Annotated in this window: 12 protein-coding genes; 6 read left to right on the plus strand and 6 right to left on the minus strand. The window is 74.3% G+C overall.

Features of this window, described 5'->3' with window-relative positions:
• The first annotated feature begins 73 nt into the window (after positions 1 to 73).
• Positions 74 to 1,066 carry a methyltransferase gene (locus CLV43_RS32745; protein WP_106192107.1) on the plus strand — a complete coding sequence of 331 codons (993 nt, stop codon included), beginning with the start codon at positions 74 to 76 and terminating at the stop codon, positions 1,064 to 1,066.
• Positions 1,067 to 1,173: 107 nt separating this feature from the next.
• On the opposite strand, the gene CLV43_RS32750 is transcribed toward CLV43_RS32745, so the two are convergent.
• From CLV43_RS32750 to CLV43_RS32770, 4 genes are all read right to left on the minus strand, one after another.
• The gene (locus CLV43_RS32750; RefSeq protein ID WP_106192109.1) at positions 1,174 to 2,439 is read right to left on the minus strand and encodes an FAD-dependent oxidoreductase; all 1,266 of its coding nucleotides are present in this window, start codon (positions 2,437 to 2,439) and stop codon (positions 1,174 to 1,176) included.
• Between the two features lie 40 nt (positions 2,440 to 2,479).
• Complete coding sequence (locus CLV43_RS32755; RefSeq protein ID WP_106192110.1) at positions 2,480 to 3,463, minus strand: UbiA family prenyltransferase; 984 nt, start codon at positions 3,461 to 3,463, stop codon at positions 2,480 to 2,482.
• Positions 3,464 to 3,465: 2 nt separating this feature from the next.
• A complete protein-coding gene (locus CLV43_RS49610; protein WP_245887150.1) occupies positions 3,466 to 5,550 on the minus strand; it encodes an aminotransferase class I/II-fold pyridoxal phosphate-dependent enzyme in 2,085 nt (694 codons plus the stop codon).
• Positions 5,551 to 6,010: 460 nt separating this feature from the next.
• Positions 6,011 to 6,286: a hypothetical protein gene (locus tag CLV43_RS32770; RefSeq protein ID WP_106192112.1), complete on the minus strand. Its 276-nt coding sequence runs from the start codon at positions 6,284 to 6,286 to the stop codon at positions 6,011 to 6,013.
• Positions 6,287 to 6,521: 235 nt separating this feature from the next.
• Here CLV43_RS32770 and CLV43_RS32775 point away from each other — a divergent pair, with 235 nt between their 5' ends.
• The 4 genes from CLV43_RS32775 to CLV43_RS32790 are packed head-to-tail and all read left to right on the plus strand — an operon-like array spanning position 6,522 to position 9,827.
• Positions 6,522 to 7,475: a HAMP domain-containing sensor histidine kinase gene (locus CLV43_RS32775; protein ID WP_106192114.1), complete on the plus strand. Its 954-nt coding sequence runs from the start codon at positions 6,522 to 6,524 to the stop codon at positions 7,473 to 7,475.
• Positions 7,472 to 8,134, plus strand: coding sequence for a response regulator (locus CLV43_RS32780; protein WP_106192115.1), 663 nt, complete (start codon positions 7,472 to 7,474; stop codon positions 8,132 to 8,134). Before CLV43_RS32775 ends, CLV43_RS32780 begins: the two co-directional genes overlap by 4 nt.
• Positions 8,135 to 8,164: 30 nt before the next feature.
• Positions 8,165 to 8,638 carry a cation:proton antiporter regulatory subunit gene (locus CLV43_RS32785; protein ID WP_106192117.1) on the plus strand — a complete coding sequence of 158 codons (474 nt, stop codon included), beginning with the start codon at positions 8,165 to 8,167 and terminating at the stop codon, positions 8,636 to 8,638.
• A 4-nt stretch (positions 8,639 to 8,642) separates the two neighbouring features.
• Complete coding sequence (locus tag CLV43_RS32790) at positions 8,643 to 9,827, plus strand: cation:proton antiporter (protein ID WP_106192118.1); 1,185 nt, start codon at positions 8,643 to 8,645, stop codon at positions 9,825 to 9,827.
• Here CLV43_RS32790 and CLV43_RS32795 read toward each other — a convergent pair.
• Together CLV43_RS32795 and CLV43_RS32800 are read right to left on the minus strand one after the other, a co-directional pair.
• Positions 9,778 to 11,343, minus strand: coding sequence for a bifunctional 3-(3-hydroxy-phenyl)propionate/3-hydroxycinnamic acid hydroxylase (locus CLV43_RS32795; RefSeq protein WP_106192120.1), 1,566 nt, complete (start codon positions 11,341 to 11,343; stop codon positions 9,778 to 9,780). The two genes, CLV43_RS32790 and CLV43_RS32795, sit on opposite strands and share 50 nt — an antisense overlap.
• A 35-nt stretch (positions 11,344 to 11,378) precedes the next feature.
• Positions 11,379 to 12,341, minus strand: a complete 963-nt coding sequence (locus CLV43_RS32800; protein ID WP_106192122.1) for an NADP-dependent oxidoreductase — start codon at positions 12,339 to 12,341, stop codon at positions 11,379 to 11,381.
• A 175-nt stretch (positions 12,342 to 12,516) separates the two neighbouring features.
• Between CLV43_RS32800 and CLV43_RS32805 the strand changes: the two genes are divergently transcribed.
• On the plus strand, positions 12,517 to 13,452 hold the full coding sequence (locus tag CLV43_RS32805) for a LysR family transcriptional regulator (protein ID WP_245887151.1): 936 nt from the start codon (positions 12,517 to 12,519) through the stop codon (positions 13,450 to 13,452).
• Positions 13,453 to 13,460 lie beyond the last annotated feature (8 nt).

Raw genomic sequence — 13,460 nt, forward strand, 5'->3', positions numbered from 1 at the left:
CCGCCTTCGCGCGACGATGTCAGGATCTTGGTGGACGAATCGTCTCCCGCCCTATCGAGGGGAATTCATCGGAATGACCGCACAGGACGAGTTGGCGAAGATGGTCGACCTCGCGACGCCGTTCGCGGTCAGGGTGGCCGTCACCCTGCACCTGCCCGAGCTGATCGACGGCGGCACCACCGGGCTCGCCGAGCTGGCCGCCTCCGCCGGGGCCGTCCCCGACGCGTTGCGCAGGCTGCTGGACCACCTCACCTCCATCGGCTTCTTCGCCCGGCCGCGGCCCGGCGTCTACGCGTTGACCGACGTGTCGCGCCTGCTGCTGAGCGAGGACTACGGCGCGGCGCGCAGCTGGCTCGACAGCGAGGGGCCGGGCGCGAGGATGGACCTCGCCTTCGCGGGCATGGCGCACTCGGTGCGCACCGGCAAGTCCGCCTACGGGGTCGTGCACGGCGTCCCGTTCTGGGACGACTACGGCGCCGACGAGGAGCTGCGGGTCTTCTTCGGCGGGATCATGGCCGTCCACGCCTGGCAGACCGGCCCGGTCGTGGCCACCGAGGTCGACTGGACGTCCAGCCGTCGGGTGCTGGACGTCGGGGGCGGTGTCGGCGCGCTGCTGGCCGAGGTGCTCAAGGCCAACCGGCACCTGACCGGCGCCGTCCTGGACCTGCCCCCGGTCGAGCCGGACGCCACCACCGCGCTGAAGGAGGCCGGGGTGTCCGACCGGGCGGGCTTCGTGCCCGGCAGCTTCTTCGACCCGCTGCCCACCGGCTACGACACCTACGTGATCTCCAGGGTCGTCACCGACTGGGACGACGAGGACGCGCTGCGGATCATGACCCGCGCCGCCGAGGCCGTCGGCACCGGCCGGGTGCTGGTCGTGGAGGTGCTGGCCGGGCAGGAGCACGCGAAGAACAACTCGTCGTTCGACCTCCAGTCGCTCGCCCTGCTCGGCGGCCGGGAGCGCTCGGAGGAGGACTTCGTCGCACTCGCCGGGCGCGCCGGGTTCGCCACCGCCACCGCCCGCCGCTGGGACAGCGGGCTGCTCGTCGTGGAGTGCGGGCTCTGAACCAGGACGTCGACGGGGGTGGTCGGCCGGGTGGGTCCGTCCGGTCGACCACCCCGCGGCGGCTTCGTGGCACGGGTGCCGCACCGGCACGGGATCCCGGCGCGCCGTCACCGCGACCGCGCCCAACCCGGCAGCCGCCCGCCCCTCGGGTCGGGCAGCACGCCCAGCTGGTGCAGCCGGTCCAACGGGGTGAGGGGGTGCTGCCCCAGCCCCGCCATGTTGTGCATGATCGTGTAGCGCAGCCGCCGGTTGCCGCCGGTCTTGCGCAGCGCGCGGCGGCCCAGCACCCGCACGAGCGGCGACAGGTCGCTGATCATGCGGGTGGCGTTGTGGCTGGTCGTCCCGACGTGCGCCAGCGCCTGCCTGCGCTCGGCGCTCCACTCGCGCAGCCGCGGCCGCAGCAGGTCCGGTGACAGGTCGCCGTCGAGCGGGCGCAACCGCGTCGCCAGGCTCGCCGCGTCCAGGATCGAGCTGTTCATGCCCTGACCCGCCGCCGGGTGCACGGCGTGCGCGCTCTCCCCGATCAGCACCAGCCCGTCGGCGGTCAGCGACGTGGCCAGCGCCCGCCCCACCGGCAGCACCTGCCGGGTCGGCCAGGCGCGGGCGACGTCCTCGCGCAGCGGGGCGAACGCCGGGACGTCGCGCACCAGGCCGTCGACCCACCCGGCCGCGGCGGTCGCGTCCACGCCCCGGAGCTCGTCCGGTCCGACCTGCACGTACAGCCGTGCCCGCCCGCCGGGCAGTGGGTAGCGCATCGCCAGGCCGCGCGGGGTCGCGTAGGTGGATACGTCGTCGCCCGGCGCCTGGCCGGTCAGCTCGAACGCCGCCAGCCGGTGCTCGTAGTCGGTGCGCACGACCTCGATCCCGGAGGCGCGGCGCAACCGCGAGGACACCCCGTCGGCCGCCACGACCAGCGCCGCCGTCAGGTCGCCGCCATCGGTGCGCACGCCCGTCGTGCGGCCGTTCTCGTCGCGCAGCAGCTCGCGCACCAGCACCCCGCGCCGCAGCTCGACCCCGGCGGGCAGCGTGCGGCTCAGCGCGCCCAGGATCACGTGGTAGTCGTGCACGAGCAGCCACGGCCGCTCGGTGGGCAGCGTCCGGTAGTCCATCGTCATCAGCGCCGCGCCGTGCGGGTCGCGCGCCACCAGGCCCGACAGGCGCAGCGCGCCGTCTGCGTCCAGCTCGTCGACGACACCCCAGTGCGCGAGCACGCCCGCCGCGCCGGGTTGCAGCAGCTCGCCCTTCGGCACGGCCCTGACCGCGCGCTGCTTGTCCAGCACCAGCACGCGCAGGCCGAGCCCGCCCAGCGCGTGCGCCGCCGCGAGCCCGGCGACCCCGGCCCCGCACACCACCACGTCCACGTCGGTACTCATGCCCAGCCCCGTCCCCGGTCGTCGTAGTACCTCACGCGTGTCATGAGGCGGTCGCCCTCCGCAGGCCCGCCGGGGGGATCTCGTGCCGGGCGCGCATCGCGTGCTGGGTGACGACGCTGAACGCGACGACCGGCAGCAGCACCGCCACCGCGACCGGCGCGCCCGCACCGGCGGCCGTCACCGCGCACGCCAGCACGAGCCGTTCGGCCACCAGGACCTCGTGGGCGCGCAGCGCCGACTCGCGGGTGATGCCGTCGCCCTGGGTCAGCAGCCCGCCGAACACCCACGCGCCGATCGCGGTGGCCACCACCAGCAGCGTCAGGTAGGACGTGCGGTCGGGCAGCGGCACCAGCACGGACGCCACGGCGGCGACCAGCGCCGAGCCGTAGAGGGCCTGCGCCAGGCGCGCGCCGTAGGCGACACCCCGTTGCACCGGCACCGACCGGTACCCGCCCGCCTCGTCGCCCTCCACGTCCCGCACCGCGCCGACCAGGTTGGACGCGGCGTCGTGCAGCAGGAACACCACGGCGAACGGCACCGCCGTCCACACGCGGCCGTCGGGCACGCAGGTGGCGCCCGCGAGCACGGCCAGCGAGGTCAGCGCCCCGCGCACCAGGTTGCCGGAGATGCCGCGCCCCTTGCACAGGCGGCTGTAGGCGGCGATCCCGGCCACGCCGACCACCAGCAGCACCAGCACCCGCCAGCCCGCGACCGCCGCCGCTGCCGCCGCGACGACCTCGCACACCACCGCCGAGAGCAGCGCGGCGCGCGGGCCGAGCCGCCCCGAGGGGATGGGGCGCTGGGGTTTGTCGATCGCGTCCAGGTCGCGGTCGAGCCAGTCGCCCAGGTAGTGCCCTCCCAGCCAGACCAGCACGGGGATCAGGACGGCCGCGACCAGGTGCCGCGGCTCGGGGTGGCCGCCCGCGACGGACGCGCCCGCCAGCCCGACGACACCGGGGTAGGGCAGCGTGTACGGGCGCCACGTCTGGACGTGTGCTTCGACGGTGCGCCGCCAGGTCGCCACGGCTACCGCCTCCGGTCGACCGACATGTCCGCGACCTCGGCGAGCATCGCGGTGTGCTCGTTGGCGGGCAGGTCGGCGAGGTAGGACTTCGCGAGCGCGACCTCGGCCTCGGCGTGCTCCACCGCGCGCTTGAGCGCGCCCGTCTCGTCGAGCACGTCCCGCAGCGCCGTGAACGCCTCCTCCGGCGTCAGCTCACCGCTGAGCGCGCCCACCACCCGTGCGCGCTGCTCCGGCGTGCCGGTCTCGTGGGCGAGCAGCACCGGGTAGGTGGGGCGCAGGTTGCGCAGGTCGCTCAGCCCGGACTTGCCGGTGACGGCGGGGTCGGACAGGTAGGGCAGCAGGTCGTCGTGCATCTGGAACGCGAGACCGAGGTGCTCGGCGTACTGGCCCACCGCGTCGACCACGGCGGGCTCCGCGCCGCCGAGCACCGCGCCCGCCCGGCACGCGCCGCGGAACAGCGCCCCCGTCTTGAGCGCCATCACCGTCACGTACTCCGCCAGCGGGCGCGAGGGGTCGGTGGCCATCGCGCCCTCCAGCGCCTGGCCGCGGCACACGTCCACCGCGGCGTCGGAGATCGCGCGCACCGCCCGCAGCGCGGCCGCCTCCGGCACACCCCGGTCGACGCAGGTCGTCACCGAGCCGAACGTGCGCATCATCAGCGCGTCGCCGGTGACGATGGCGTCGGGCACGCCGAAGCGGTGCTGCACCGACGGCCTGCCCCGGCGCGTCTCGTCGCCGTCGATCACGTCGTCGTGCACCAGCGACCCGACGTGCAGGTACTCCACCGCGAGCGCGGCGGGCACGACCTGCTCCACGTCCCCGCCGACCGCGCCCGCCGCGGCGGTGAGCAGCAGGGGGCGCAGCAGCTTGCCCGGTATGAGCAGCGCGTAGCGGGAGATGGCGAGCACCGGGTCGTCCTGCTCCGGCCACTCGCCGTGCAGCGCCTCGCGCAGCCGGGACACGACCGCCTCGGCGGCGGGGGAGAAGCCCTTGCGGGTGTACTCGCCGACCAGCGCGATCACCGCGTCGTTGGCCTCGCGCGTCCCCACGGTCACCCGGACGCCCAACCCTCCCACGTCGCCGACCGCCACCCCGTGCTCGGCGAGGAACTCGACCAGTGGCGGTCCCTCCGCCCCCAGCGGGAGCCACAGGTAGTTGCCCGCGCTCGGCGGCACCGGCAGGCCGTGGTCCAGCAGCGCGGTCCGCAGCCGGTCGCGCTCGACGCGCACCGCGGCGCACTGCGCGCGCATCCGGTCCTCCGCGGCCAGCGCGGCGATGGCGGCGGCCTGGGCGACCGTGCTGACCCGGAAGAAGGGCGCGGTGCCGCGCAGCGGCGTGACGACCCGCTCCGCCGCCACCAGGTAGCCCACCCGCAGGCCCAGCAGGCCGTGCGACTTGGAGAACGTCCTGACCACCACGACGCGGGGGTCCTCGCGGTGCAGGGCCAGCGCGTCGGCGATCTCGGCGGGGTCGGAGAACTCGCGGTACGCCTCGTCCACGACCAGCAGCACGTCCGGTGGCAGGGCGTCCAGCAGCCGCCGCACCTCGGCGTGGCCCAGCACCGACCCCGTGGGGTTGTTCGGGTTGCACAGCAGGACGGCCCTGGTCCTGGGCGTCACCGCGGCGGCCGTCGCGTCGACGTCCGTGCCGTACCCGTCGGCCAGCGGCAGCACGACCGGCGTGGCACCGGTGTTGCGCACGAGCGGCCCGTACCCCCAGAACGACGGCGAGGCGTGCACGACCTCGTCGCCGGGCCCGGCCGTACCGTCGAGCAGCTGCTGGAGCACCGCGCCGGAGCCCGCCCCGACCAGCACCTCGGAGGCGGGCACGCCGAGGTGGGCCGCGATGGCGGCGGTGAGCCCGTCGGACATCGCGTCCAGGGTCAAGTGGGAGTTGTCGGCGGCTGCTATTACCGCTTCTCGGACTCCGGGCAGCGGAGGGGCGAAGTTCTCATTGAGGGAAAGCTGGTGGACGATGTTCGGCACGCTGAGGTCCCCGTTCACCGGTCGAGCCGTCAGGAAAACATCGAAGGCGTTCCGAACAACCTCTACCGAATTGACGGCTTCCTGGGAAGGGGGATGACGCATTGTGGAGAACGCGCTAAAGGGCGACCGGATGGACGCGGATGTCGATAGCTCCGGTTAACACACCGTCAACTCGGCGAATCTTATCCGCGACAGAATTCGTGCTAAGGCGGTCGGCAGCCGCTGGGTCGTCCGGAGCAGCGCTCGGCTGATCGGTTCGCGGCTGTTCGTGTGACGCCGTCGCGCGGCCGGACCGGTGCGCGGACCGGAGGTGCCGGCGGTACGGCCCCTTCGTGCCGCGAGTCCGGCGAGAACATGACAATCCCGAACGGGGGCGATACCCGAATGGGCTAGGAGGGTGTCTCACGTGGCAGGTCGCGGCCCCTCCGCGGCGTCGCTCGCGCCGACTGTCCGATGTGGACTCAAGTGCCGGGATGGCCGGCGGTGTGGGCGACCTGGTCGTTTTTCGTCCACATCGGACGGTCGATGCGATGGTGGGACGAGCCGGTCGGGCGGCCTCCGATCAGTGCGACCCGCCGACGCCGACCGTGCCCGCGAGGATGAGGCCCGCGGCGATGAGCAGGGCGTGCGGCACGACCACGCCCGCGGTGAAGAACGCCGCGGCGACGGCCAGGAGCACCCACTTCACCCGGCGGGAGAGGCGGAACGGACGGGGCGGCTCGACGTGGGCCGTCCGCCGGTGCCGGTCGATCCCGGCCACGGGCCTGCGTCGGGTGGGGCGGGGCGCGGGGGTGCGCGGCGCGCGTCGGACGAGGGGCTGCTCCTCGGTTCGGACCACGGTCTCCTCCTGGCGGGTTCGGCGGGGGCGGGGTCTTCGCCTCCACTGTCCCTGTGCCCGCGCCGCGGCGCGATCGGGTCGCGGGCCCATTCCAGGCCGGTCCTGACCGCCATCGCCGCTGTGGCGGGATCGGGGGAGAGGACCCAACATGGGTGTTGCCACGGATGGACAGGCACCCGGTTCTCCGGTCACCCTCGCAGGCGTGTCGGGTCGTGATCACCAGGAGGCAGCGCGCGTGTCCTTGTTCGGCAGGATCTTCCTGCTCAACGCCGTGGCGATGGTCGCGGCCGTCGCGCTGCTCGTGCTGGGGCCGATCACGGTGTCCACGCCCGCGCTGCTCGCCGAGATCCTCATCCTCGTCGCGGGGCTGGCCGTCCTGCTGGTCGCGAACGCCGCGCTGATCCGGCTGGGGCTGGCGCCGCTGGAACGGCTCACCAGGGCGATGACCACGATCGACCTGCTCAAACCGGGGCCGAGGCTGACCGCGTCGGGGCACGGCGAGATCGCCGACCTGATCACGACGTTCAACGGGATGCTCGACCGGCTGGAGGCCGAGCGCGGGTCCAGCTCGGCCCGGGCGCTGTCCGCGCAGGAGGCCGAGCGCCGCCGGGTCGCCCAGGAGTTGCACGACGAGGTCGGCCAGTCCCTGACCGCCGTGCTGCTGGACCTCAAGCGGGTCGCCGACCGCGCGCCCGCGCCCACGGGCGACGAGCTGCGGCAGGTCCAGGAGACCGTCCGCAGCACGCTGGACGAGGTGCGCCGGATCGCCCGCCGGCTGCGGCCGGGGGTGCTGGAGGAGCTGGGGCTGGTCAGCGCGCTCACGGCGTTGGCGGCGGAGATCTCCGAGCACACCGACGTCGCGGTGCGGCGCACGTTCGACCGGCACCTGCCGGATCTGGACGAGGAGACCGAGCTCGTCGTGTACCGGGTGGCGCAGGAAGGGCTGACCAACACCGTCCGGCACGCCGGCGCGCGGCGGGTCGAGCTGCTGCTGCGCTCGACGTCGGCCGGGGTCGAGCTGTGCGTCCGCGACGACGGCGAAGGCCTGGGCGACTCCGTCGAGGGCGCCGGCATCCGGGGCATGCGGGAACGCGCGCTGCTGGTCGGCGCGGATCTGGCCGTCGGACCCGCCCCGCGGCGGGGCACCGAGGTCCGGCTCGTGGTCCGGACGTCCGGGCGAGCCTCGTGACGCCCGGCACCAGGCCGGTGCGGATCCTGCTCGCGGACGACCACGCGCTGGTGCGCCGCGGCGTCCGGCTGATCCTCGACAACGAGCCGGACCTGACCGTGGTGGGGGAGGCGGGCGACGGGGCGGAGGCGATCGCCATGGCCCGCGCGGACCTGCCCGACCTGGCCATCCTGGACATCGCGATGCCGAGGCTGACCGGCCTGCAGGCCGCGCGCGAGCTGTCGCGGCTGCTGCCGGACCTGCGCATCCTCATCCTCACGATGTACGACAACGAGCAGTACTTCTTCGAGGCGCTCAAGTCCGGCGCCTCCGGGTACGTGCTCAAGTCGGTCGCCGACCGGGACCTGGTCGAGGCCTGCCGGGCCGCGATGCGCGGCGAGCCCTTCCTGTACCCCGGCGCGGTCGCCTCGCTCATCCGCAACTACCTCGACCGGGTGCACGACGGCGAGAGCGTCCCCGCGAAGGCGATCACCGACCGCGAGGAGGAGATCCTCAAGCTCGTGGCCGAGGGCAACTCCTCCAAGGAGATCGCCGACCTGCTCTTCATCAGCGTGAAGACGGTCGAGCGGCACCGCGCCAACCTGTTGCAGAAGCTCGGACTGAAGGACCGCCTCGCCCTCACCCGGTACGCGATCCGCGCCGGCCTCATCGAACCCTGAACACACCCGCGAGAAGAGGGAAGACCGCCTGTGGACGTCGAAGTCACGCCCCTGCCCGGAATCGGCGTCCGCGAGGACTTCGCCACCCGCGCGGGCCGTCGGATCGGGGTGGTCTCCCACCGCGACGGCAAGTTCGAGCTCATCGTTGCCAGGCAGGACGACCCCGACGCCGCGGTCGCCTCGATACCGCTCACCCCGGAGGAGGCGGTCACCCTCGCGGGCCTGCTCGGTTCCCCGCAGCTGGTGAGCAGGCTCAGCGAGCAGCACCGCGACATCAGCGGCATCACCACCCGCCAGCTGCCGGTCGTCGCGTACGCGAACCGGACGCTGGGCGACACCGCGCTGCGCACCCGCACCAGCGCCTCGGTCGTCGCGGTGGTCCGCGCCGGTGTCGCGCACCCCTCGCCGGGGCCGGAGTTCCTGTTCCACACCGGCGACCTCGCCGTCGTGGTCGGTACCGCCGAAGGGCTCACCGCCGCGGCCGACATCCTGACAGGCGGCTGAGCGCGTGCAGGAGACCGCCATCGCCCTGATCCAGCTCGGCGCCGTCTTCTTCGGTCTCGGCCTGCTCGGCCGGGTCGCCTGGAAGTTCGGCATCTCGCCCATCCCGCTCTACCTCGTCGGCGGCCTCGCGTTCGGCTCCGGCGGGCTGATCCCGTTGCACGGCATCGACGAGTTCACCCACCTGGCCAGCGAGATCGGCGTGGTGCTGCTGCTGTTGCTGCTGGGCCTGGAGTACTCGGCCTCGGAGCTCACGACCGGGCTGCGCAAGTCGTGGACGGCCGGACTGGTCGACATCGCCCTCAACGCCGTGCCGGGCGCCGCGGCCGCGCTCCTGCTCGGCTGGGGTCCGGTCGGCGCGCTCGCGATGGCGGGCGTCACCTACATCTCGTCCTCGGGGATCATCGCCAAGGTCCTCGGCGACCTCGGCCGCCTCGGCAACCGGGAGACGCCGGTCGTGCTGTCGGTGCTGGTGTTCGAGGACCTGGCGATGGCGGTGTACCTGCCGGTGCTGACCGCCGTGCTGGCGGGCGCGAGCCTGCTGGGCGGCCTGACCTCGGTGGGCATCTCGCTGCTCGCCGTCACGGTCGTGCTCGTGGTCGCGCTGAGGTACGGGCGGTTCATCTCCGCCGTCGTGGACAGCCCGGACCACGAGGTGTTCCTGCTCAAGGTGCTCGGCTCGGCGCTGCTGGTGGCGGGCATCGCCTCGCAGCTGCAGGTGTCCGCCGCGGTGGGCGCGTTCCTGCTGGGCATCGCGATCTCCGGGTCCACCGCGGAGAACGCGACCAGGATGCTCGAACCGCTGCGCGACCTGTTCGCGGCGATGTTCTTCGTGGTGTTCGGCCTGAACACCAACCCCTCCTCCATCCCGCCCGTCCTCGGCGTGGCGGCGGCGCTCGCCCTGGTCACCACCGCCACGAAGATCGCCACCGGCTGGTGGGCGGCCAAGCGGCAGGGCATCGCGGCGATGGGGCGGGCCCGCACGGGCGCGGCGCTGGTGGCGCGCGGCGAGTTCTCCATCGTGATCGCCGGGCTCGCGGTCGCGTCCGGGCACGTGCAGGACGAGCTCGCCGCGCTGGCCACCGCCTACGTGCTGCTGATGGCGATCATCGGGCCGATCGTGGCGCGGTACGTGGAACCGGTCAGCGGGTTCCTGCTGCGCGACCGGTCGAAGAGCGGCGCGCACGGCTGACCGACCCGGCCACCGGCGGTGCGACCACCCGCAGGAGTGCCCGCGCCACCTCGCCCGCGTCGGGCCCGGCGGCCAGGACGTAGTGGTCGGGGCGCACGGCGACCGCGGTGGCGCCGAGCCGGTCGAACCAGCGGTGCAGGGTGCCGTCCAGGTCGGCCACGACGCCGTCCCCGGCGGACTTCCCGATCCCGGTCGTCGTGACGCCCGCCGCGCGCAGGGCCGTGACGTCGACGTCTGGGAAGTCGTCCCCGAGCAGCAGCAGGCGGAAGCCGCCGCCGACGACCTGGTCGAGCAGCCCGGCCCGACGGCCGTCGTCGACCCTGCCCTGCACCGAGAGCGCGCCGCCGCCGGGGCCGTGCAGGCCGGGACCGAGGTCGGGCAGGCGGATGCGTTCGGGCTCCCGGAGGGAGTCGCGGGTGGCGCGCATCGCGTCGTCGCGCTCGCGGGCGAGCGCGTGGTCGGTCAGGGTGTGCCGGCGTCCGAGCGCGATGCTGGTCGCGGTCAGGGCGCGCACGTGCGGCTCGCGCTCGCTCTGGTAGGTGTCGAGCACCCCGGGGTCCTGCGCGCCGGTCGACACCAGGTCCAGCTTGAACGCGAGGTTGGCCGCGTCGCGCATCCCCGAGCACATGCCCTGCCCGAGGAACGGCGGCATCCGGTGGGCGGCGTCGCCCGCGAGCAGGACGCGCCCGTCGCGCCAGCGCCGCGCGACCAGGGAGCGGAACGTGTAGGTCGCGACCCGCTCGACGTCGGCGTCGGCCGGGGTGAGGTGGCGCTCCACCCGCCGCCACACCTCCGCGTCGGCGATCTCGCGCCCCACGTCGGCGTCGTCGAGCATGAAGCAGAACCGCTGGCGCCCGGCACCGGTGGTGAAGATCGTGGTGGGCCCGTCCGGATCGCCGACCTGCAAGGCCGAGGGCAGGCCCAGCTCGGCGGCGGGACGGCGGAGCACGAAGTCGCACACCAGCCACGGTTCGGCGAAGCCGAGGTCGTCCTCGTCGATGCCGAGCGCCGTGCGCACGAAGCTGTTGCCGCCGTCGCAGCCCACGACGTAGCGCGCCCGCACCGTGCCGCCCTCGGCCGTGACGAGCCGGACCTCGTCCTCGGCGCGGTCGAGGCCGGTCACCGCCGCGCCGAGCCGGACCTCGACCGAGGGCAGCGACCCGCACCGCGCGTGCAGCGCCCGCTCCAGGACGGGCTGGTGGAACATGAGCAGGTCGGGCCATCCGCTGTCGCCGACGAGCCTGCTCTCCAGGCTGAGCAGGACCTCCCCGGCGGCGTCGCTCCACTGGTAGGCCTCCTGCACGTGCAGGGTGGGCAGGAGCTCCTCGGCCAGGCCGAGCCCGGCGAGCAGCCGGAGGACCTCGCCGTCGAAGCTGGCCGCACGGGGCAGGCCGTAGAGCGCGGGATGGCGTTCCAGCACGACCACCGAGCGACCCGCCTGCCCCAGCAGCGCCGCCAGTGTCAGACCCACCGGCCCCGCGCCCACCACCGCCACGTCCACGACGTCGTCGGTCATCGTCCTGCCGTCCTCACGTGCGGTCGGTGCGCCGGTCAGGGGATGAGCACGAGCTTGCCGGGAGCGTGCCCGGCGAGCCCGACCTCGTGCGCCTTCGCCGCCTCGTCGAGCGGGAAGGTGGTGGCGACGACGACGCGCAGCGCACCGGACCCGGCCTGCTCGACGAGCTGACCGCGGGCGGCCGTGCGGACCTCGGTGCCCGCGTCCTGCCCAGGGCCGTAGCCGAGCACCGCGATGCCCGCCGCGGCCCGGCGCGGCGACCCGGCGATCGAGGCGATCCGGGTGCGGTCGGCCACCAGCTCCAGCGACACGTCGAGCGCCTCGTCGGTACCGGCGAAGTCGACCGCGGCGTCGACGCCCCGCGGCGCGACGGCGCGCACCCGGTCGGCGAGCCCCGCGCCGTAGACGACGGGGACGGCGCCGAGCTCGCGCAGCAGCGCGTGGTTGCGCTCGGCGGCGGTGGCGATCACCGTCGCCCCCGCGGCGGCGGCCAGCTGCACGCCCATCAGGCCGACCCCTCCGGACCCGCCGTGGACGAGCACCGTGTCACCGGCACCCACCCCGGCGGCGTGCAGCGCGTGGACCGCCGTCGTGCCGGTCAGCATCAACGACCCGGCCTCGGCCCAGCCGAGCCCGGCGGGCTTGGGGAGGACGGAGGTGGCCGGGGCCGTGACGCGGTCGGCGTAGGCGGCGGTCACCGGGTACACGATCACCTCGTCGCCGACCCGCACACCGGTCACGTCCCGGCCGACCTCGGTGACGACGCCCGCGCACTCCAGACCGACCGAGGGCATCGAGGCGGCGATCCCGGCGGCGTCCTTGAGGTCCTCGGCCACGGCGTGGAAGGTCCCGCTGTAGAGCTTCCAGTCGACCGGGTTCACGCCCGCGGCCCGGACCTCGACGACCACGCCGTCGGCGGCCGCCCGCGGGGTGGGCACCTCGGTCACGGCGAGCACGTCGGGCGAGCCGTAGGCGGTCGGGCGCACGATCCTGGGCATGCCTGTTCTCCTGTCCTGCTGACTGGCGGCCCTGCCCCGATGGGGCGGCCGGTCGGGTGTCTCCTGGTCGAGGGCGGAACGTCCGCCGTCGAGGACTCCCGAGAACCAGTATCGAGCCGCTCGGGCATAATTCCCAGTGCATTGTCGGTAGGGACTACATGCGTCGGACGCACGAATGGGGACGGTCGTGGCGGAGGACCTGGACCTCAACCTGCTGCGCGTGTTCGACGCGCTGATGGACACCGGCAGCGTCGCCAAGGCCGCCGAGCGCCTGCACCTGTCGGCCCCGGCGACCAGTCGCGCGTTGGGGCGGCTGCGGCGCGCGCTCAACGACCCGATCCTGGTGCGGGCGGGCCGAGGTCTGGTCCCCACCCCGTTCGCCCTGCGTTCCACCGGCACGGTCAGGGCGCTGCTCGACGCCGCGGACCGCCTGCGGACCGGCCCCGCCGACACCGACCCGCGCTCGTGGCGGCGCACGTTCTCGATCCGCCTCAACGACGGCCTGGTCCCGGTCGTCGCCCCGCGCCTCACCCGCCGGATCGCCGCCGAGGCACCGGACGTCCGCCTGCGGTTCGTCCCCCAGGACTCCAAGGACCCCGACCCGCTGCGCGACGGCTCGATCGACCTCGACGTCACGGTCGCGGGCCCACCACCGCCCGACGTCCACACGTCGACGCTGTTCACCGACCACTTCGTCGCCGTCGTCGCGGCCGACTCCGACCTCGGCCGGGCCCCGCGGCTCACCCTCGACGACCTGTGCCACCACCCCCACGTCTCCGCCTCCCGCCGCGGCCTCGCCCGCGGCCCGCTCGACGACGCCCTGGAACCGCTCGGTCGGTCCCGCCACGTCTCGGCCGTCGTGCCCACCTACGCCGTCGGGGCGCTCATGGCCCTGGAACAGGACCTCATCTGCCTGGTCCCGCACGTGACCGCGACCCACCTGGTCGACCGCGGCGTCCCCCTGCGCCTCCACGACGTACCCGTCACCCTGCCGACCGCCGACGTCGAACTGCGCTGGCACCGCCGCGTCGACGACGACCCCGCCTCGCGCTGGCTCCGCACCCACCTCCACGACACCATCCGCCCACTGGCCGCTGTGCCGAGGGGGTGAGCGGGCGC

It is taken from the genome of Umezawaea tangerina (assembly GCF_003002815.1).
Taxonomy (GTDB): Bacteria; Actinomycetota; Actinomycetes; order Mycobacteriales; family Pseudonocardiaceae; genus Umezawaea; species Umezawaea tangerina.

Bases quoted from the DNA above. Each gene is read 5' to 3' on its own strand.
- CLV43_RS32745 (WP_106192107.1), top strand. From the start codon at position 74: ATGACCGCACAGGACGAGTTGGCGAAGATGGTCGACCTCGCGACGCCG.
- CLV43_RS32750 (WP_106192109.1), bottom strand. From the start codon at position 2,439: ATGAGTACCGACGTGGACGTGGTGGTGTGCGGGGCCGGGGTCGCCGGG.
- CLV43_RS49610 (WP_245887150.1), bottom strand. From the start codon at position 5,550: ATGCGTCATCCCCCTTCCCAGGAAGCCGTCAATTCGGTAGAGGTTGTT.
- CLV43_RS32795 (WP_106192120.1), bottom strand. From the start codon at position 11,343: ATGACCGACGACGTCGTGGACGTGGCGGTGGTGGGCGCGGGGCCGGTG.
- CLV43_RS32800 (WP_106192122.1), bottom strand. From the start codon at position 12,341: ATGCCCAGGATCGTGCGCCCGACCGCCTACGGCTCGCCCGACGTGCTC.
- CLV43_RS32805 (WP_245887151.1), top strand. From the start codon at position 12,517: ATGGGGACGGTCGTGGCGGAGGACCTGGACCTCAACCTGCTGCGCGTG.